Here is a 19,823-nt window from a genome sequence, read left to right as displayed (position 1 = left end):
ATAATTTTAAAAAAAGTCTACCCTAGAGGGTATTTTTATGTATAATAGAGAAAAACATGATAATTTATTTTAGATTATCAGATAAGTAAATTTGAGATGTAGGGGAGTAATAAAATGAGGATTATATTTTGTAACATTACATGGTTAAAAAATTATATAGGAGTAAATGATGATGATAAACTGATCAAAACTGGTGGAGGGGCCAAAGGTGAAAACAATGAGGCTCATGAATCATATAACTTCCAAGATTATAACGGTAAATGTTATGGATACGTATCGAATAGAGGCGGTTCTCTGAATTTAGAAAGATTTGAAAAAGCAACAGTAAACGATGATAGCGTAGAGAATGTGCTTGTAATATGGGTTGCAAAACAAAGCAAAACAGGGAAAAATGTTATTGTTGGTTGGTACAAAAATGCCATTTTATACAGATATTCGCAAGAATGTTACCTTTATGGGGGGATAGGCAGAGATTTATATTTTAGTATGGAAGCATGGAGTAAAGATTGTTTTTTGCTGCCTGAATCAGAAAGAATATTTGAAATACCTAGATCTACAGTTGCTGAAAAAGATATGGGTATGGTGCAGTCAAATATATGGTATGCAGAATCGGGTTATGCTAAAACAATGTTTATTCCAAAAGTTTTAGAGTTTATGGAATCATACAAAGGAGGGTTTATAAATACAGTCTATTCAGAAGAACTGCTTCAAAAGACTTTAAGCGTTGCATCTATGGAGTATCAACCTCTTGTAGACAAAGGTGAGAAATTAGTTAATAAGGAAGAATTTTACAATGCACTTCTTCATTACAACACTGCAAGGGAAATTAATGATACTGCAGATGCTCTATTTGGAGTAGGTGAGTCACTAATAGGTTTGAATATGTTTAGTAGAGCTATAATAGCTTTTGAAAATACTATACTTATGGAAGGGGATAAAAATGATTCATTATATTATTTACTATGTCTGTATATGAATACTGATCAATTTGTAAAAGCAGTTAACATTTGTGATAGAATGCTACAGGTAGTAGATAAAAGCGACGTAGAATCAACTTGTAGTATTTATTATTATAAAGTTTATGCATATAATGCATTAGAAGATGACACGCAGGCAATTAAATGTTTAGACTTTATTATAAAGGGTACCGCTGACGAAGACTTTAGAAAAGATGCTATTGGCATGAAATTAGAACTGACTTCAAACAAATAGCAATGGTATTAAATATATTTATAATATGAATATGAAAGAGGTAAATTATGATTAATGAAAATAATATTAAAACTTTAGGAACACATAGCGGGAAATTTCATGCAGACGATGTTATGGCTACTGCTATACTTAGTTTACTACTAGGGGATATTAAGGTAATAAGAACAAGAGACGAAAATATACTTGGAAAACTAGACTTTGTTTATGACATATCTCTAGGAGAATTCGACCATCACCAATTAAATAAAGAAATAAGAGAAAATAATATACCCTATGCCGCTTGTGGGTTAGTTTGGAGAGAGTTTGGCCCTCGAGTAATACAAAAGTTTAATTCGGAGTTTGATGAAGACGATATAATATCAATTTTCGATTATGTTGATAAAAATTTAGTGCAGGGTATTGACGCTACAGATAATGGCATGGATATAAAATCAGAAATTAAAGTAACGACCATAAGTGATATTATCCAAGGGTTTAATCCTACATGGGATTCTGTTGACTCCAAGGATGAAGCATTTGAAGAAGCTACTGGGTATGCTACTGAGGTTATAAAAAGAATAATAACTAGACAGGTTTCTGTTATAAAAGCAAGAATTATAGTAAACGAGGCCTTTCAAAATAGAAATATTAATGAAATAATGGTTTTAAAAAACGGTTGTCCTTGGCTCCAACAGTTACTTAAAATAGATATAAATAATGAGGTATTATTCGTTATTTCTCCAGATGATAATAATGCAGAGTATAAGATACAGACTGTAAAGAAATCTGCTGATACTTTTGAAGCAAGAAAAGATATATTAGAATCCATTAGAGGAAAATCAAGTGAAGAAATAAATTCTATAATTAAAATAGATGATGCTATATTTTGTCACAAAGCAGGGTTTATAGCATCAGCTAAAAGCATGGAGAGTGCTTTAAAAATAGCAAAATCATCAATTTAAAACTTACATAAAGAATAATTAAAGTAGCTTTGAAGAACACTCAGAGCTACTTTAATTTAGATTACTACTGTATACAATTTTATGGAAATATATAGTATGAAATGTTACAATGAAAAATAGAATATCTTAAATTGAGGTGAAAATGCGACACCAAAGATAAATTCTAAATGCGATTATATTCAGGAGGATTTATGTGGAATAAAAGTTTGCTTATTTTTATAAGGTATTTTTTGATATTGATAATGATATCAGGAATAGTTATAAATAGAATAAATTTAACTACATCAATGATAATATTTATATTTGTATTTTTAATAAATAATCAGATAAGATTTTTTTCGTTAAATAAAACGTTTTATAAAATAGTATCCTTTGTGATAGAGTTTATATTCATAGTTTTTGCTTATAAATGGATTGGTGGATACCTTATTACTTATCTTATTTTACTTGCTTTAGATAATAACATATTTTTTGAAAAACCAGTGAAGCATATTTTTAATTTAGCTATAATTTTACAAGGTGTAGTACTTTCTTTAAATGAAACCCTGGAATTTAAATTTATAAACGTAGCTTTATTAATAGTTGTTGTTGCTATATTATACTTAATAAAAGATGAGAGTGATAGAAAGATTGAAGCACAGATGCTTTATGATAAGCTTAGAATTTCAGAAGAAAAACTAAAGAGTGCGAATAGGGATCTAGAAATTTATGCTAGTTCTATAGAGGAATTAACTTTATTAAGAGAGCGAAACAGGCTTTCAAGAGAAATACATGATAGTGTAGGACATGCATTATCAGTAATAGTAATACAACTAGGAGCTATTGAAAGAACAATAGAAATAAATCAACAAACTGCAAAACAAGTAGCAAAAGAACTTAGAAAATTTACTCAAAGCAGTTTAAATGAGGTTAGAATGGCTGTAAGGGAAATAAAACCTAAAGAATTTGAGAATTATGAGGGTATTTTAATAATTGAAGAGCTTATAAAAAATTTCAAGAAGCTGACAGGAGTAGAGGTTAGACTTGCTTTTACAAAGGAAAAATGGCCTTTAAACCCAGATCAAGCCTTTGTGATTTATAGGATAATTCAGGAGTTTTTAGCTAACAGTGTAAGGAATGGCAGGGCTACATTGATTCAAATTTTCATGGCATTTAATAATTATAAATTGGTAATTACATTAAAAGACAACGGCATAGGAATGGACAACTTAGTAGAAGGAATTGGGCTTAAGGGTATGAGAGAGAGAGTAAAAGAAATAGGCGGTATTTTTGAGTATATAACAAAGCGCGGAGACGGATTTTTAGTAAAAATAGAGTTGGATAAGGTGGAAAAGCTTAAAATTCATTCGCAGGAGGAAGATAATGAAGAAGATTAAGGTAATGATGGTGGATGATGAAAAACTTATTAGAACAGGTATGAATATGATACTTAGTACCTATGAAGATATTGAAGTTATAAGTACTGCAGCAAATGGTGAAGAAGCTTTAATGGAATGCAGAAAAAATCAGCCAGATGTTGTGCTTATGGATATTAGAATGCCTAAGTGTGATGGGGTACTTGGGACAAAGCTAATTAAAAAGGAGTTTGAAGATATCAAAATTTTGATTTTAACTACCTTTAATGATTTGGAATATATTCATGAAGCATTAAAATATGGTGCATCGGGATATCTTTTAAAGGATAGTGATTATGATTTGATTTATGAGGGAATAAAAGGGTGTTTTAAGGGGAATGTGGTTATAAATCCAGAGGTGGCATATAAAATCCTTAATGAAAATATAGATTATAATAAGAAAAGCGATTTAGAAGAGATAAAAAGCAATAATGATTTAAACGATAAAGAAATAAATATAATTCGAGAAGTAGCTAATGGCTTAGCTAATAAGGAGATTGCAGAAAATTTATTTTTATCTGAGGGTACCATAAAAAATAACATAAGTAGTATACTACAAAAACTTTCCCTTAGAGATAGAACTCAACTTACCATATTTGCATTTAAAAACAACATAGTGAATTAAAAAAGCAATAAATAAGCTGAAAAGTGACTTGAGTAACTTTTACAGTTACTCCTGGTACTGGTAATACCCCCTTAATTCCTCTAGAATATAAATAGAGAGATTAAGGGGGTAAAATTTTTATGAATAATATAGTTGTAAAAAATGTAACAAAAAGATTTGATGATAAATTAGTTTTAGATAATATATCTTTTGAAATAAAACAGGGAGATATATTTGGATTAATAGGACCTAATGGAGCAGGGAAATCCACATTAATAAATATTATGACGGGACTCATTAAAGGAAATAGCGGAGACGTTATTATGGGGGGGCATTCCATATCAGTGGATCCAATAAAAGCAAAAGAACTTATAGGGCTTGTGCCACAAGAACTAGCATTAATAGAAGCACTATCCGCTTATGATAATCTTGAGTATTTTGGAGCTTTCTATGGACTTTACGGAAAACTTTTAAAGGAAAGAATTGAAGAGGCACTTACTGTAACAGGATTAAATGAAAAGAAAAAAGTAAAGGTTAAAAAATTCTCAGGAGGAATGAAGAGAAGATTAAATTTAGCAGTAGCAATAATGCATAGACCTAAAATTCTTATATTAGATGAGCCAACAGTGGGAGTGGATCCTCAATCTAGAAACTACATTTTTGAATTTATTAAAAAGATAAATAAGGAGAACAATACAACGGTAATATACACTTCTCACTATATGGAAGAAGTTGAACAGCTGTGTAACAATATATTTATTTTAGATGAAGGATCCGAAATTGCTTTCGGAACAAAATCAATGATTAAGTCTATGGCAAATATTCATGGAACTATTAAACTTATTTTAGAGCAGAATGATGATGGATTCTTACTTAAGATAAAGAAACTACAAGGAGTTAAGGACTGCTTTATTAATGATGAAGAGGTTTCAATTTATGTAAATGAGGAGAGCTTTAATTTAGAAGAGCTACTAATGTTATTAACTAGGGAGCATAAAAAAATCAAGAAATTTAATGTGGAAGAAGCCTCCTTAGAGGAAGTATTTCTGTCACTTACAGGGAAGAAGTTAAGGGATTAGGGGGAGTGAAAATGAGAATAAAAGCTACAATAAAAGTTATTCTTAAGGGGATGTTAGCTCAATGGAAAATATTAGTATTAATGTTTTCTATTTTCCCTTTAATAATTGCTGCACTTATGGGGACTACTCAAAAGGATATGTTTAAGCCAGATGTCAATAGAGATAAAATCAGCATTAACATTATAGATAAGGATAATAGTAAAACCTCTAAAAACTTTAAAGAGTTATTTGAAACAAAAGAGATAAAAGAAATTTTTAATATTACAGATAAGTCACAATATGAAATAACTATCCCACAGGGCTATGAGAAAGATGTAATTAATCTAAAAGAAACAACTATAGTGGCTTACGAGAAGAAAAGAGTTTCAAGTATAAACGAATTAATTATAAAAAGTGTTATAGAAGAGTACGGAAAAAGATTAACAGAAACTGTAGTGATTTCAAATAAGATTAATACTATGGGCATAATGGAAAAAGAAAAGCTATTTAATGAGGTTATTGCGAGTATAAACAAAAATTCATCTGTGGCTACCTTGCAGCAGAATTTAGTTAAAGGAGAAAGAGTTCTAACATCCTTTGAAAATCAAGCTGCAACATTGATGACACTTATGGTATTTACAATGATAATAAGTTGTATTACAGGATTTAATATGGATAAATCAAATGGAAGCAATAAAAGATTGGTATCTACACCTATGACAAAATGTGATTTTTTTAATTTAGATTTATTGTCTTTCTTTTTAATGAGCTTAGTTTACGGAATCTTGTACATTGTATCATTTAGAATAACAGGATTAGCTTTTATAGGAGTAAGTCCACTAAATATAATAGCAATATTAATATGTCAAAGTCTCTTAATAACAAGTGTAGCAGGGATTATAATAGCGTTTTTCGGTAAAAATGCTGCTAATACCATAGTCATAGTATTAATGTATATTCATATTATATTTGGCGGTGGCTTTGTCCCATTAAAAGAAATAAATAGTAAGATATTCGTAAGTATTTCAAAATTTTCACCAGGAAATATTATTTCGGAAGCCTATACAAATTGTATGCTTTTCAATTCCTTTAGCACTATTAGCAAGTATTTAATTATTATGCTATCAGTATCCACAATAGCATATTTCATAAGCATATTAAAAGTAAAACTAAGATGGGAGGTATAAGTATGAAGTTTTTATATATGGTATTAGTTAATTGTAAAAAGTATTTTAAGGATTATAAAAGCATTATTTTTATGTTTATACTTCCTATTGCAGTTGTCCTTTTTTCGAATAGTTTTTCAGAGCCTCAATCCAACAGTAAAAATATGAATTTAAAAGTGGCGGTGGTGAATTTAGATAGTGGACATTTAGGAAGGGAGTTAGTAGAAAAAATAAAACCACCTAGTGTTTATGATAATAAGGAAGAAGCCTTAGAATCATTAAAGAACTATAATGTAATTGCCATATATGAAATACCTGGAAATTTTACTCAGCAAATAAATGATAATAAAAAACCAACCATAAACTCTTATAAATTAGAAGAAGGAAATGGTATACAAATATTTGAAATGCAGATAGAGCAGAAGGTAAATGAATTATTTAAGGTTCAAATGCTAAAAAATAGCAATATTATAAGGGAAGATAAGGAGTTAAATAAAAATGTTGTAAAGCTTCAATATAACATGGAAAAAAAGGTAGCTTCTGCAGATGAATTTATGCCAATTGTTATGATAATGTTTTTTCTACTTTCATTTTCAAGTAATATAAGTACAGATTTATTAAAGCTTAGAAAAGAAAAAATATTAGAGCGATTTTTATCTACTGCTAATAAAGGATATGCAATAATAGGAAGTATTTATGTTTCTATGATAATAACACAAATTATAATGTATACATCCTCATTTTTGGTAATGAAGTTATTATTTAAGATTGATTTTGTAAATTTTGGAATTTTAGTATTGAATATTGCTTTAATGAGTATGATATCCATAAGCCTCGCCATAATGGTTAACAGGATTTTTAAAAATCCAGGGGCTGGAGCTTTAGTTATAACTTTAATATCATTAATAATGTTTTTCGTATATATAGGAGGAGTTACTGGAGAAACTTCAACTAAGATTCCAAAAATAATTGTAACCTTAAGCAAGTTTACTCCCTTTTATTGGTCACTTGGAAGTATAGAAAAATCAATATTGTTTCCTAATGTTTTTGTATTGTTATTAATAGCATTAACTTTTTATAGTGCTGGAAGTATACGATACTCAAGTTTTGCTAAGGAATAATATCATTTACTGAGAGAGTAGAAAACAAGAGACAATGTTTATAGCTACTTAGGTCAGGATAACGCATTTAATTATGAGGTAATCAAAGATGGTGTAGAAATGATATGCTGTTAAGTTTGTAAAGTGGTAAGTCAAAAAAGAAATAAATATCTTTAAATAAGACAATTAGTCTAAAAATGTTGAAATATAATGGAATCAATGGTATAATGAAGTAAGAATATTCTGAATCTTCTGTAGAGAGTTTGCAAAGCCGGTTTATATCAATTACTAGATTTTTATAATGGGTATGATAAAATAAATGAAAGTGCTTAAATTTATATGAGATGGAGGGATAATATATGTCAATTTATAATTTTAACGCAATTACAATTGATGGCGATGAAATATCTATGGAACAGTATAAGGGAAAGGTACTGGTTATAGTTAATACAGCAAGTGAGTGTGGTTTTACACCACAGTACGAGGGTTTGGAGAAACTTTATGAACAGTACAAGGATAAAGGCTTCGAAATATTGGGTTTTCCAAGCAATCAATTCGCAGGGCAGGAACCGGGTGAAAGCCAGGAAATTAAGAAGTTCTGCACACTTAATTATGGAGTGAGTTTTCAACTGTTTAAGAAGAGTGATGTGAGAGGAGAAAATGCTCAGCCAATTTTCAGATATTTGACAGAAAAAACAACTTTCAAAGGGTTTGATCTAGACCAACCAAATGAAAAAAAATTCAATGACTTTCTTAAGGAAAACTACCCCAAATTCTTGGAAGAGAATTCAGTGAAATGGAATTTCACCAAATTCCTTATTGACAGGAATGGCGATATAGTTAACAGATATGAACCCACAACTGAACCAGCAGCCATAGCATTAGATATTGATAAACTTGTAGAGGAATCAAAGAAAAATCATATTGGAACTGAAAAAGTTGAAAATGAAGAAGATAATAAGAAAACATTTATTGAGAAAACTCATATTGGTGAACCTGGTGACGAGAATTTAAACATTGAGGGAAAACCTTTGGATGCTATGTATAATAATACAAAAACACAAAATATGTAGCAAATAGAAATTGTCCACTGCGTTACTAATTGAACTACCGAAATATATAAATATATTTCGGTAGTTCTTTCGTTGTATACTATGTGACATTGTTGGTTACAAGAAAAAAGGTAATGAACATTAATAGGTTAGAGAATTTAAAATCTAGAGGGTAGAGGAGGGTTTGTCAATATGAGAAGACTATGATAATATATAAGCATATAAGGAACCCCCCTATATTTTTTTGTAGATTTTAAGTTCGTAATTGTTATTCCTACGAGTACTAAAATTCCACATATAAAGAAATGGGCTTTTGAATAAAGTTGTAAAAAGAAATTTAAAATAATTCTTATATAGTAGAATTAACAATAACGAATGGAGGAAATGAATTTATGTTAGATTTGCCAAATTGTCCAAAATGTAATTCAGAATATACTTACGAAGATAGAAGCCTTTTTGTATGCCCCGAATGTGGTCATGAGTGGAATTTAGAAGTAGAAATCGAAAATAGCGAAGATAAAAAGATTATTAAAGATGCAAATGGAAACCTTTTAAAAGATGGCGATTCTGTAACAATAATCAAAGATCTTAAAGTAAAGGGAAGTTCATTAGCCATAAAAATGGGTACAAAAGTAAAAAACATACGTTTAATTGATGGAGATCATAATATTGATTGCAAAATTGATGGTTTTGGAGCTATGGAACTAAAATCTGAATTTGTTAAAAAAATGTAAATTTAGTTTAATGTGCCTAGTATGGGTATTTAGTAATAAAAAAGTATCTGCCAATGCAGATACTTTTTTTATACCCATTTTTAGGGTTCATAACTTAACAATGCGTGTTATTTTGTACTTTAGTTTAAAAATATTATAACTTTAATTGTGAAAGCATAGCATTTCCATCTTTATCTAATAATATAGTGATTCCTCCAGCGTAATCTTCAATATTAATTAAATAGTTTGTTATTGTCCCTTTATCTACAATTATTTTACTATGTACGGCTAATGCATCAGCATAGTTATCTATAGCTTTAAATCTATTATTTTGATTTTTATCCTTTTTATTAAACATTTTTTCCTCCTATATTTTACATGCGGTAATATTATATGAATTTGTCTTAAATATTATATCCATAAACTTTAAATAGTATAAGTGAGAATTTAAGAGAGGCTGTTGCAACAATTTTTGCGCAGTTTGTTGTAACAATAATATTTATTTATGTCATCACAAAGAAAACTGATTATTTTGCTGGATTAAATTTTCTGCAAAAACCTGATTGGCGACATATAGGAAAAATTGTTAGTTTTGGCATTGCCTTAGCATCATCCTAAAAGGCTTAATACTAACAAGTTGGTTTATTATATTTCTTGTAAGACACCCTGAAATAAAAGGAAAAAAATTAAGGCTATTCATATCTGCAGAACAAAAGATGAAATAAATGGGAATTATATAAGTTTTTGTATCTTTTTATCATTAATATTCATCTATTTATTCCTAATATTAGACTTTAATTGCAATCATATCAAACTTCATATTATTAACAAATATAAAAATTTACATTATAGGTAAAGTTGTAGTATAACTAGGGTTAGAGTGGTAATTTGCTAAAATTATGGTGCTAAAATTTTGCTTCCCATCAGCTAAAATCTGTGGTAGAATTATTTTTATCGCAGAGTTGTGAGAATAATAAGTCGAATCATAGTTTATCTAAAGTGGCTGTGCGCAGTTTGATTTCAATTTTAACTATAGGAGGAAAAAAGATTATGAAAAAACTAATGAAAATTTGGAATAAAATGAGCTTGGTACAACGAATAATTATAGGATTATTGATTGGTATTGCCTTAGCTTTAGCTATTCCAGAACAAGCAAAACCAGTCATTATTTTTGGTTCTTTATTTGTAGGTGCTCTGAAAGCGATTGCACCTATATTGGTATTCTTCTTGGTAATGTCGGCTATAGCTCAACATAGGACTGGCCACAAAACCAATATGAAATCCATTATAGTCCTTTATCTTTTAGGAACATTCTTAGCCGGTCTTGTGGCGGTTATTGCAAGCTTTGTGTTCCCGGTAACATTAACACTTGCAACAAGCGCTCAGAATGTTACACCTCCTGGGGGTGTCGTAGAGGTTCTCAAAGCATTACTTCTAAATGTTGTTGATAACCCAGTTAAAGCACTTTTTAATGCCAATTATATCGGTATATTGTCTTGGGCGTTACTTCTTGGTTTTGCTTTAAAAAATGCTCCTGATACTACAAAAACTATGATTAATAATTTTTCGGATGCATTAACTCAAATGGTTAGATGGGTCATAGACTTTGCCCCACTTGGAATTATGGGTCTAGTATTTGAAGCTATTTCTACAAATGGAATTGGCGCTTTTAAAAGCTATGGAAAATTACTTGCAGTTCTCCTTGGTTGTATGGTTTTTATGGCTCTTGTTGTCAATCCAATCATTGTGTACATTAATATTCGTAAAAACCCATATCCACTTGTGCTTATGTGCTTAAAGGAAAGTGGTGTTACGGCATTCTTTACACGTAGCTCAGCTGCAAACATTCCTGTAAATATGAGTTTGTGTGAAAAATTAGGTTTAGATAAGGATACGTATTCGGTGTCCATTCCATTAGGTGCTACCATCAATATGGCTGGTGCAGCTGTTACCATTTCTGTTCTGACACTTGCAGCTGTTACCACCCTTGGTATTAAAGTGGATATGCCTACGGCACTTATCCTCAGCGTACTTTCTGCTGTGTCCGCTTGCGGCGCTTCAGGAGTAGCTGGAGGTTCGCTATTACTTATCCCTCTAGCTTGTAGTTTATTCGGCATTCCAAATGACATTGCTATGAAGGTAGTTGGTGTAGGTTTTATCGTAGGTGTGCTGCAAGACTCTTTTGAAACTGCACTTAACTCATCTACAGACGCACTTTTCACAGCAACTGCTGAATTTGCTAAGTGGCGTAAAGAAGGAAAAGAAATTATTATTAATAAATAGAAACTAAATCCTAGTGTTGTTTTTACAATTATAAAAGCCCTCTATGGCAGTTAATAATCTGCCATAGAGGGCTTTTATTTTAATAAGAAATATTTCTTTAAATCATTCTTATCATAGATTCTAGAAAATAACCTTTTAAAAATATCTATATGGAAAATATCTATGTTGGTTCATTTCCATAAACTGTGTCGTTGAAACGTATTTTTCTAATCTAGCATTTAAAACCTTCCAATTTATATTTTCAACAAATGTGGAAATATATTTTCTTTTATCTGTTCCAAAATCCATGAAATATGCATGTTCGTAAACGTCCATGATTAATATTGGATAAGAAAGCCAGACCGCACCAGTATCGTGTAAATCGCTTCCTATTATGTGTAGTTTGTTATCAAGCAAATCAAAGGAAAGAATTGCCCAACCTCTCATGGATAAACCTACATTTGTAAGGTAAGAGATAAAAGCATCATAAGATGAAAACTGATTTATTATAGCATTAAATACGGGCCCATAAGGAAGGTTATTGCCCCCGACTATGTTTTCAAAATAAAGATTATGAAGTTTTACGCCGTTCAGTGAATATGTTTCCCCTAGTTTTAAGCTGCGCATTTTGGAATAAGTAGCATTGCTATCAGTGTAATTATCAGGTATATAAGGAGTGTTCCAAATTTCATTTAATTTGCTTACATACCCTGAATACAACTTATAATGTTCATTAAGCTGCTTCATAGAAATGCCTTTGACCGATTTAAAATCAAAAATTTCCGGTTTCAAATTATACATTAAATCCCTTCTAAAAAATGTTATATTATATTATATGTACCAATATGCTATTTAAATTACTATTTTATTTTCTCAAAATCTGATTTACCAACTCCACATAAAGGGTAAACCCAATCTTCAGGTATATCATCAAATTTAGTACTTGGATCAATTCCTCCATCAGAGTTATTATTAAAGTATTATCAAAAAATTTATTTATATCTCTAAATATATTGGATACCTGTAACATATTATTGAAAGTCATAGTAAGCTATTATAGAATGCTTATATTGAAAAGGAGCTGCTATGTATAATTATTATTTTAGAGCTAATATGATATATCCCGGAATTGTCTCTTATGCAAGTGGAGATGTAAACGGCGATGGAATACCTGATAATGTGTATTTAACAGGTAGAAAAACACCAGATAGTCCATTTACTCAAAATATTACCCTTGTAATACAAGATGGAATGACAGGTGGATTTACTAGTATACCACTCAGTGAAAATGCAGGATACAACCCTACATTATTTTTAGGGGATTTTACAGGAGATGGTGTGAATGACATCTTAATAGGTATTACCACCGGTGGTAGTGGTGGAATAATGTACCACTACATTTATTCCTTTATTAACAATACAGCACAATTACTGTTTGATTTTAATTTATATAATGAGCAATATGAATACGATATTACTTATAAAGACAACTACAAGGTTTGCGTTTTTAGCAAGAAAAATAATGAAAAATACATTATAGATATATCCAATAAAGATGCAGATTATTTAAATGAAATATACGATAAAAATGGAAAACTAAAGAATCCACTTAGCGGATTTGTAAATCCGTTAAGTGGTTTATATCCTGTGGATTTTGATTCGAATGGAGTATATGAGCTATTGGCATATCAAAAAATAGCCGGTAGATATAATGCAGATGCTTTAGGCTATGTTTTGAATACTCTAAAATGGAAGGATAATATGTTTGTTTTGGATAATCAAAATGTAGCTATTTTTGGAACACAAGTATAAGTATATATAAATTAAAATTATAAAAAGAGTCATTATAATTATCAAAAGCTAATATATATAATTAAAGTTAAATAATCATATACAGATATTAGTTTATATGATAAAATAAACTAAATCAATTTGCGCTGCATACAAATCTACAGTACAAACTGAGCAGGCGATGAACTTTTAAAAAAGTTCGTGGGGCTGGGCCATATTTGGCAACAGGATGATTATATACCTGTGGGACAGTAAAATGTTCTACGGGCTTTTTTATGCCCATTTCTAGAATGCGTCTGAAGATTGCAACGCCATTGAGATATCAAAATATATAATTAAAGAAATGGGGTATTAAAAATGGAAAAATCTTTTATTAAGGTGAAGAATCTTTGCAAAGTGTACAAATGTGGTAGCGAAGAATTAAAGGCATTAGATGATGTTAGTTTATCAATAAATAGGGGCGAAATTGTTACAATACTCGGACCATCAGGTTCTGGGAAATCCACTCTTGTAAATATTATTGGTGGTATTGACCAAGCTGATAGTGGAAGTATAGTAATAGATGGAAACGAGATTACAGCATTAAAAGGCTCAAAACTAACCAATTATCGAAGGGATTTTATTGGTTTTGTGTTTCAATTTTACAATCTTATTCCAAACTTAAATGTCTATGAAAATGTTGAGGTTGCTGCAGATATTTGTAAAAGTGCATTTGATATAGAAGAACTTCTAAAAAACCTGGATATTGCACAGCTTGCTAAACGATATCCTGTTGAACTATCTGGTGGACAACAACAAAGAGTAGCCATAGCAAGGGCACTTGTTAAAAATCCCAAACTGTTACTATGTGATGAACCTACCGGGGCACTCGATTATAAATCCTCTCTGGATATTTTAAAGTTAATAAAGAGTATAAATGAAAAGTATAATACTACAATTATTATAATTACTCACAATAATTCAATTTCAGGAATGAGTAATCGAATTGTGCGTTTAAGAGGCGGGAAAATAACACACAATGAACTAAACACAGAACTTATTCCAGTAGAAAGGATTGAGTGGTAATGATAATAAATAAACGTACAAAAAGAATATTTTTTGAGCATAAGGCTTTCTATATAGGGATGATACTACTAATTATATTTTCAACAAGTTTATTTTTATCAATGAAAACAGCTACTACCAGCATAAAAAAATCAGTTGAAGAAGATAGAATAAACTCTAAAATTGAGGATGCCAATTTTACATTTTCAAGAAAATTAACTACAAAGGAAATATCAAAATTTCAAAAGAAATATAACTTTATACTTCAGGAAAGCAGATACAAGGAGGTTGCCTATAATAACGCTATTGTTAGGGTTAGATCAGTTAATCAGAAGCTAAATTTACATTCAGTTTATTCTGGAAAAGATCTTAATAAAAGTAGTGATATTCTTGTAGATAGATTTTTCTTTAATGCTCAAAAGTTAAGCTTTGGGGATAAATTAGCATTAAATGATATACAATTTAATGTTTCTGGCATCCTTGCAGTACCTGACTATTTGGCAATGCTAAAGGAGGAAACAGACTACATGACAAATGGTTCTAAATTTGGACTTGTAGTTGTTGGTGAGGATGCATATAAAAGTGTAATAGGGAATGAAAAATTATTTTATAGTGTTAAATTCAATGAATCTAGCGTTATGGAGTTTAGAAAAGAACTGTCACAGTTAGGGTTAATAGTTGGATGGACAGATATTAATAATAATATGAGAATCGCAGCGTTTAATGGTGAGATCGATGCAATAATAAAGGTAAGTGAACTTGCACCACTATTTATTATGCTAGTCAGCTGCATAATAATGGCTGTAGTAATGGGTAGAATGTTGAAAAAGGAATATTGCTATATAGGTACATTAATATCAATGGGATATAAGAAAGTAGAAATATTATCTCACTATTTGAGACTACCAATAATAATATCATTTGTTGGATCAATTTCAGGGCTTGGACTTGGATATATACTTACAGAACCTATGGAAATTATTTCAAAGGCTGAATATAGCATTCCAGCAGTAAAACTAGATTTTAAATGGGAAAACGTTTTATTTGTTTTGCTTCTTCCATTGATTTTAAATGTCTTAGCCGCAACTTTTTCAATATTTAGAGCGTTAAATCTCAATATAGTTGCATTGCTTAAGGCAAATTCTAATCAGCAAAAAAAAGGATTATTATCAAAAATTGTGCCATATAAGCGTGGATCTTTTAGGTTAAGATTCAAGTTGAAAGAAATATTATGCAACATACCAAGAAGTGCATTAATGTTAATTGGTATTGTTGTGGCATCATTATTTATTCTTTCAGGATTCATTCTTGATAGTTCTATAAACTTTCTGTTTGATAATAGTTTTGACAAAATATATAAGTATAATTATCAATATATTTACACAACGCCTAAATTCGAAAGTCCACTAAAGGGAGAACCCTTCATGTTGTCATCCTTCGAATATGCCAAGGATGGTAAAAAAAATAGTATAACACTTAATGGTATTGAAGAAAACTCTAAATACATTATATTAACGGATGATAATGGAAAAAGCATTTCTAAGGACAAAATTGTTATGGCCAAAAGCGTTGCAAAAAAACTAAAAATTAGTAAAGGCGAAAGTATAATTATAAAAAGTCTCTCAAACTTAAAAGAATATAATATAACAATTGACGATATTGCAAATATAAGTGTGGGAAATAGCATCTACATAAGTAGAGCAAACTTAAACAAGATGCTGAGTATACCGGATAGCACATATATCGGTCTGTTTTCAGATAAAAAGCTGGATGTCAATAAAAGTGATATTAAGGTGGAATCCACAAAGAGTGAGGGTAGAGCAGGTATGGAATCGTCAATTAATGCATTTAAAGCCTTCCTATATGTAATGGCAGCTTTTGCGGCAATCATAGGCGTCATAGTAATATATATAGTAACAATAATGTTAGTTGAAGAAAATCGTAAGAATATTTCTATGTTAAAAGTAATTGGCTACCATCAACGTGAAATTTCAAGGATTCTTATTAACTCAACTTCCCTTTTAGTTTGGTTTGGTTTCATAATAGCTATACCCTTTAGCAAGGGAATTATGCAAAGCTTTTTTAACAAACTCACAGCAAATATGTATTTTGCATTTGAACCACAACTAGAGGCTAATCAGATTTTTGCAGGGTTTCTATTTATTTTATTAATATATTACATTACGCTTTTTATTTGTAAGAAAAGAGTATTAAATATAAATATGGTAGAAAGTTTAAAGGCAAGAGAATAATAAGAAAATAATATGATACCAAATATAGAAATTTTAAAAACTAAAAAAGCAGGGAATTCCAAATTAGAATTCCCTGTTTTTTTTTATGTTTGTCTGCCAGATTTAAAGGCAGAAAAATTCACTCCTACAGTTTTTGCTGGGACTTTGTTTTCTATAACTTTTAACCAGGTTTCTTCTTTGAAAGGCAAATATTTAGACAGCCTGCCCAAAAGAACAATATTCTCTGTTTTAATATTACCAAGGCCTCTAGCTATTTCTTTTGCATTTAAAGAAATAACCTCGTAGCCACTTTCTACTAATTTTTCACATATATTTTCTGGATATACATCCTTTTCAATAAGTACTCTATTTGGAAAAATGATTTCCTCATTAAATATAATTTTTGCACCTTTTTTTAAAGCAGTGGATAATCTTAAACCTTCTAGTTCTTCCATTGCAAGGAGAAGATCTCCTTCTCCTTCAGGAATTAAAGCAGAATGTACTTTTTCACCAAATCTTACGCTTCCCCAAACTTTTCCACCTCTTTGGGATAGTCCAATTACATCATTACTTTTTACTTCATAGCCTTCTAAGAAAGCAACCTCTACTACTATTTCTGTGGTAAGTACTAGTCCTTGTCCACCAACACCAGCCATATAAATATTTGTAACGCCCATATTAGTTCACCCCCTTCTGTATGTTTTCACTACTGCATTTTATTGCACTCACAGGGCAAACTTGAGAGCATACGGAACAACCAACGCACATGTCTGGATCTATATAAGAATTTTTCTTTTCCTTCCCAGGATACATTTTCATGGAAATTGGCGGGCAGTTGGAACGCAAACAACTTCTACAACTTATGCATATATCTTCATCTACATAATAATGAGGACTTTTAATTTTGAAATTCAAGGCACAAGGACGAGTTGTTATTACTACAGAAAGTCCTGATCTTTTCATTGCATTATTGATGATTTCCTTAGTTTCCTTATATTTAAATTGATCTGCCACAGTAATATCAACTATACCAAAAGATTTTAAAATATCAGGTATGCTCACATGATATCCAAGCTCTTCTTTAAAATAATCGCCTGTAGTTGGAGTGTTTTGGCCACCAGTCATGGCAGTAGTCCTATTATCCATTATAATAACTGTTATATTTTCTGTGGTTTTTGCAAGTTGTATAAATCCAGTCATTCCAGAATGAAAAAAGGTTCCATCTCCAATTGTAGCTACTATTGGTTTTTGCTTGTTTATTCTTGAATGAACAGTAGCAACTCCAAGAGCCATTCCAAGGGACGCTCCCATACTTATATTAGTTTTATGAACTTCAAAAGGCTCTTGTATCCCTAGAGAATAACAGCCTATGTCCCCTATAACCGTTGCATTGTTAGCTTTTAGAATATGGAAAATAGGTCTGTGAGGGCATCCTGCGCATAGCATAGGCGTTCTTGTAATAATTGATTCCTTTTGTGCTACTTCTAGTTCTGAACCGTTTATCAAAACCCCTGCTTTTTTTAAACCTATTTTTATATCTTCAATAGTGAGTTCTCCTGTAAAAGAAAAGTACTCCTTGCCTTTTGCTGCAATTCCATTGATTTTTAGCTGGTCTTCCATAAATGGCAGCGTTTCTTCGAGAACGATTACATTTTTATATTCTTTACCCAAATTTTTAATTTTTTCTATAGGAAGAGGCCAAATCATACCCAATTTTAGTATACTTATATTTTCTAATTCTAATTCATTTAAAGATTCATATATAAGTCCAGAGGTAATGATTAAAAATTCCTTGCCTTTTCCTTGTTCTAAATAATTATATTCATAATCTTCATTAAAGTTTTGGAGTTTGTCCATTCTTTCTTTCATAAAATATTGTTGCGCATTAGAGTAGGGGGGAAGCATGCTGTATCGTCCTTGTTCTGGTATAAACCCGCCTGGGACAAATTCTTCTCGGTCACCTAATTCTACAGCTGACCTACAATGACATAACCTACTCATCATTCTTATAAGCACTGGTGTATGGAATTTTTCACTAAGTTTTAAGCCTTCTATTGCAAAATCTTTTGCTTCTTGAGGACTGCTTGGATCCAAGATGGGGATATTTGCAAACTTACCCCAAAATCTGCTATCCTGCTCGTTTTGTGAACTTGAAAGTCCTGGATCATCACCTACAACTAATAATAATCCGCCCTTTGTTTTAGTTTGTGTAAAAGTCATAAATGGATCACTTGCAATGTTTACGCCTACGTGTTTCATAGAAACCATTGATCTTGCACCTGCAATACTACCGCCCATTGCGATCTCCATTGCTACCTTTTCATTAGTTCCCCAGTCACTATAAATTTCCTCATATTGTTTTAAAGAATCTAAGATTTGTACAGTAGGTGATCCTGGATAGCTGGAAGCAATCATTCCGCCACCTTCCCAAAAGCCTCTACTTATTGCTTCATTGCCTGTTAGAATTTTTTTATTACTCAAAATACCACCCCATCCATTTTATTTTTAAATGAAAACTTAGTGAAATTGGCAAAATCGTGATTTGAAATTCTTTATATTTTCCAAATTAAATTTAGAATAATAATTTTCATAAAATAATAATTATCTAAGAATAGTATATCATAATTTTCAAAAAATTGAAATTATTTAAAGGCGAACAATAAGCTATATTTCTGAATTTAAAATACGTATAAAAAGAAACTTGGATTATTTCTAATAATTTCCTGAAAACAATATAAGATATAAATCAAATGAATGTAATGAAAGAGCAATTAACTAAAATTGGTGTTAAAATTCAGGGGATCCCATTAGAAGAAGAAGCTTTCTTTGCACAGTTATTTGGAACAATGAAAAAACAATTTGACTTAGTATTAAATGCTTATGTATGTACTACAGATCCAGATTCTTATTCAGGATTGTATGTAGAGAAAGGCTCAATGAACTGGACAGGCTATGTGAATAAAGAATTAGATTTAATTTGGAAAAAGGCTTCAATGGAAACAGATGATGCTAAGAGAAAAGAAATGTACGAAACACTTCAAAAGAAATTAGCAGAAGATGCAGTTCAATATAATATTGACTATAAGACTTCTTATATTTCAACAGCAGCAAATATTGGTGGCGTTAAGGAAGCTAAATTAGTACCTATATATATGTTTGAAGATTTATCAAAATTATATATGATAGAAAAATAGTTGAAATAAACTATTTAAACAATATTATCACGGAATTAATTTGGCAAGTTTGTAAGATTAA

The 19,823-nt window shown here is 30.5% G+C and carries 18 protein-coding genes, 1 pseudogene and 1 riboswitch; of the genes and pseudogenes, 14 read left to right on the top strand and 5 right to left on the bottom strand.

The window, feature by feature from the left end; all coding sequences use genetic code 11:
* The first annotated feature begins 114 nt into the window (after positions 1-114).
* The 9 genes and pseudogenes from ACREV6_RS19950 (at position 115) to ACREV6_RS19910 (ending at position 9,261) form a co-directional block, all read left to right on the top strand.
* Positions 115-1,212: a tetratricopeptide repeat protein gene (locus ACREV6_RS19950; RefSeq protein WP_431579798.1), complete on the top strand. Its 1,098-nt coding sequence runs from the start codon at positions 115-117 to the stop codon at positions 1,210-1,212.
* Positions 1,213-1,259: 47 nt separating this feature from the next.
* A complete protein-coding gene (locus tag ACREV6_RS19945) occupies positions 1,260-2,153 on the top strand; it encodes an MYG1 family protein (RefSeq protein WP_431579797.1) in 894 nt (297 codons plus the stop codon).
* A gap of 191 nt (positions 2,154-2,344) precedes the next feature.
* Positions 2,345-3,529 (top strand): sensor histidine kinase, encoded by a 1,185-nt coding sequence (locus tag ACREV6_RS19940; RefSeq protein WP_431579796.1) that lies wholly within the window; start codon positions 2,345-2,347, stop codon positions 3,527-3,529.
* On the top strand, positions 3,516-4,172 hold the full coding sequence (locus tag ACREV6_RS19935; RefSeq protein ID WP_431579795.1) for a response regulator transcription factor: 657 nt from the start codon (positions 3,516-3,518) through the stop codon (positions 4,170-4,172). Before ACREV6_RS19940 ends, ACREV6_RS19935 begins: the two co-directional genes overlap by 14 nt.
* Before the next feature lie 119 nt (positions 4,173-4,291).
* Positions 4,292-5,230 carry an ABC transporter ATP-binding protein gene (locus ACREV6_RS19930; RefSeq protein WP_431579794.1) on the top strand — a complete coding sequence of 313 codons (939 nt, stop codon included), beginning with the start codon at positions 4,292-4,294 and terminating at the stop codon, positions 5,228-5,230.
* A gap of 11 nt (positions 5,231-5,241) precedes the next feature.
* Positions 5,242-6,396 (top strand): ABC transporter permease, encoded by a 1,155-nt coding sequence (locus tag ACREV6_RS19925; protein ID WP_431579793.1) that lies wholly within the window; start codon positions 5,242-5,244, stop codon positions 6,394-6,396.
* 2 nt (positions 6,397-6,398) lie between these two features.
* Positions 6,399-7,496: an ABC transporter permease gene (locus ACREV6_RS19920; RefSeq protein WP_431579792.1), complete on the top strand. Its 1,098-nt coding sequence runs from the start codon at positions 6,399-6,401 to the stop codon at positions 7,494-7,496.
* A 338-nt stretch (positions 7,497-7,834) separates the two neighbouring features.
* A pseudogene (locus ACREV6_RS19915) lies at positions 7,835-8,377 on the top strand (glutathione peroxidase); the annotation flags it as partial.
* 542 nt (positions 8,378-8,919) lie between these two features.
* A complete protein-coding gene (locus ACREV6_RS19910) occupies positions 8,920-9,261 on the top strand; it encodes a zinc ribbon domain-containing protein YjdM (RefSeq protein ID WP_431579791.1) in 342 nt (113 codons plus the stop codon).
* A gap of 133 nt (positions 9,262-9,394) precedes the next feature.
* Here ACREV6_RS19910 and ACREV6_RS19905 read toward each other — a convergent pair whose 3' ends face one another.
* Complete coding sequence (locus tag ACREV6_RS19905) at positions 9,395-9,598, bottom strand: DUF6440 family protein (RefSeq protein ID WP_431579790.1); 204 nt, start codon at positions 9,596-9,598, stop codon at positions 9,395-9,397.
* A 692-nt stretch (positions 9,599-10,290) separates the two neighbouring features.
* Here ACREV6_RS19905 and sstT point away from each other — a divergent pair.
* Positions 10,291-11,523: a serine/threonine transporter SstT gene (sstT, locus tag ACREV6_RS19900; protein WP_431579789.1), complete on the top strand. Its 1,233-nt coding sequence runs from the start codon at positions 10,291-10,293 to the stop codon at positions 11,521-11,523.
* 135 nt (positions 11,524-11,658) lie between these two features.
* Here sstT and ACREV6_RS19895 read toward each other — a convergent pair whose 3' ends face one another.
* Together ACREV6_RS19895 and ACREV6_RS19890 are read right to left on the bottom strand one after the other, a co-directional pair.
* Positions 11,659-12,303 (bottom strand): superoxide dismutase, encoded by a 645-nt coding sequence (locus tag ACREV6_RS19895; RefSeq protein ID WP_431579788.1) that lies wholly within the window; start codon positions 12,301-12,303, stop codon positions 11,659-11,661.
* Positions 12,304-12,362: 59 nt separating this feature from the next.
* A complete protein-coding gene (locus ACREV6_RS19890) occupies positions 12,363-12,455 on the bottom strand; it encodes a rubredoxin (RefSeq protein WP_431580046.1) in 93 nt (30 codons plus the stop codon).
* A gap of 133 nt (positions 12,456-12,588) precedes the next feature.
* Here ACREV6_RS19890 and ACREV6_RS19885 point away from each other — a divergent pair, with 133 nt between their 5' ends.
* The 3 genes from ACREV6_RS19885 to ACREV6_RS19875 all read left to right on the top strand — a co-directional run bounded on the left by ACREV6_RS19885 (position 12,589) and on the right by ACREV6_RS19875 (position 16,589).
* Positions 12,589-13,314 (top strand): YybI family spore inner coat protein, encoded by a 726-nt coding sequence (locus ACREV6_RS19885; protein ID WP_431579787.1) that lies wholly within the window; start codon positions 12,589-12,591, stop codon positions 13,312-13,314.
* 139 nt (positions 13,315-13,453) lie between these two features.
* A riboswitch (NiCo riboswitch) is annotated at positions 13,454-13,547 on the top strand.
* A 103-nt stretch (positions 13,548-13,650) separates the two neighbouring features.
* Positions 13,651-14,358, top strand: a complete 708-nt coding sequence (locus ACREV6_RS19880) for an ABC transporter ATP-binding protein (protein WP_431579786.1) — start codon at positions 13,651-13,653, stop codon at positions 14,356-14,358.
* Positions 14,358-16,589 carry an ABC transporter permease gene (locus tag ACREV6_RS19875; RefSeq protein ID WP_431579785.1) on the top strand — a complete coding sequence of 744 codons (2,232 nt, stop codon included), beginning with the start codon at positions 14,358-14,360 and terminating at the stop codon, positions 16,587-16,589. Before ACREV6_RS19880 ends, ACREV6_RS19875 begins: the two co-directional genes overlap by 1 nt.
* A gap of 83 nt (positions 16,590-16,672) precedes the next feature.
* Here ACREV6_RS19875 and ACREV6_RS19870 read toward each other — a convergent pair whose 3' ends face one another.
* A complete protein-coding gene (locus ACREV6_RS19870; protein WP_431579784.1) occupies positions 16,673-17,245 on the bottom strand; it encodes an indolepyruvate oxidoreductase subunit beta in 573 nt (190 codons plus the stop codon).
* A gap of 1 nt (position 17,246) precedes the next feature.
* Entirely contained in the window at positions 17,247-19,049 is a 1,803-nt protein-coding gene (locus tag ACREV6_RS19865; RefSeq protein WP_431579783.1) for a thiamine pyrophosphate-dependent enzyme, read from the bottom strand.
* Between the two features lie 269 nt (positions 19,050-19,318).
* Here ACREV6_RS19865 and ACREV6_RS19860 point away from each other — a divergent pair, with 269 nt between their 5' ends.
* Positions 19,319-19,762 carry a hypothetical protein gene (locus tag ACREV6_RS19860; RefSeq protein WP_431579782.1) on the top strand — a complete coding sequence of 148 codons (444 nt, stop codon included), beginning with the start codon at positions 19,319-19,321 and terminating at the stop codon, positions 19,760-19,762.
* Positions 19,763-19,823: the final 61 nt, after the last annotated feature.

It is taken from the genome of Clostridium sp. (genome assembly GCF_050717515.1).
GTDB lineage: Bacteria > Bacillota > Clostridia > Clostridiales > Clostridiaceae > Clostridium_AD.
This window is presented reverse-complemented; position numbering and strand designations above follow the sequence as displayed.

Coding starts and splice junctions, on each gene's coding strand:
- ACREV6_RS19950 (WP_431579798.1), top strand. CDS start 115: ATGAGGATTATATTTTGTAACATTACATGGTTAAAAAATTATATAGGA.
- ACREV6_RS19945 (WP_431579797.1), top strand. CDS start 1,260: ATGATTAATGAAAATAATATTAAAACTTTAGGAACACATAGCGGGAAA.
- ACREV6_RS19940 (WP_431579796.1), top strand. CDS start 2,345: ATGTGGAATAAAAGTTTGCTTATTTTTATAAGGTATTTTTTGATATTG.
- ACREV6_RS19935 (WP_431579795.1), top strand. CDS start 3,516: ATGAAGAAGATTAAGGTAATGATGGTGGATGATGAAAAACTTATTAGA.
- ACREV6_RS19930 (WP_431579794.1), top strand. CDS start 4,292: ATGAATAATATAGTTGTAAAAAATGTAACAAAAAGATTTGATGATAAA.
- ACREV6_RS19925 (WP_431579793.1), top strand. CDS start 5,242: ATGAGAATAAAAGCTACAATAAAAGTTATTCTTAAGGGGATGTTAGCT.
- ACREV6_RS19920 (WP_431579792.1), top strand. CDS start 6,399: ATGAAGTTTTTATATATGGTATTAGTTAATTGTAAAAAGTATTTTAAG.
- ACREV6_RS19910 (WP_431579791.1), top strand. CDS start 8,920: ATGTTAGATTTGCCAAATTGTCCAAAATGTAATTCAGAATATACTTAC.
- ACREV6_RS19905 (WP_431579790.1), bottom strand. CDS start 9,598: ATGTTTAATAAAAAGGATAAAAATCAAAATAATAGATTTAAAGCTATA.
- sstT (WP_431579789.1), top strand. CDS start 10,291: ATGAAAAAACTAATGAAAATTTGGAATAAAATGAGCTTGGTACAACGA.
- ACREV6_RS19895 (WP_431579788.1), bottom strand. CDS start 12,303: ATGTATAATTTGAAACCGGAAATTTTTGATTTTAAATCGGTCAAAGGC.
- ACREV6_RS19885 (WP_431579787.1), top strand. CDS start 12,589: ATGTATAATTATTATTTTAGAGCTAATATGATATATCCCGGAATTGTC.
- ACREV6_RS19880 (WP_431579786.1), top strand. CDS start 13,651: ATGGAAAAATCTTTTATTAAGGTGAAGAATCTTTGCAAAGTGTACAAA.
- ACREV6_RS19875 (WP_431579785.1), top strand. CDS start 14,358: ATGATAATAAATAAACGTACAAAAAGAATATTTTTTGAGCATAAGGCT.
- ACREV6_RS19870 (WP_431579784.1), bottom strand. CDS start 17,245: ATGGGCGTTACAAATATTTATATGGCTGGTGTTGGTGGACAAGGACTA.
- ACREV6_RS19860 (WP_431579782.1), top strand. CDS start 19,319: ATGAATGTAATGAAAGAGCAATTAACTAAAATTGGTGTTAAAATTCAG.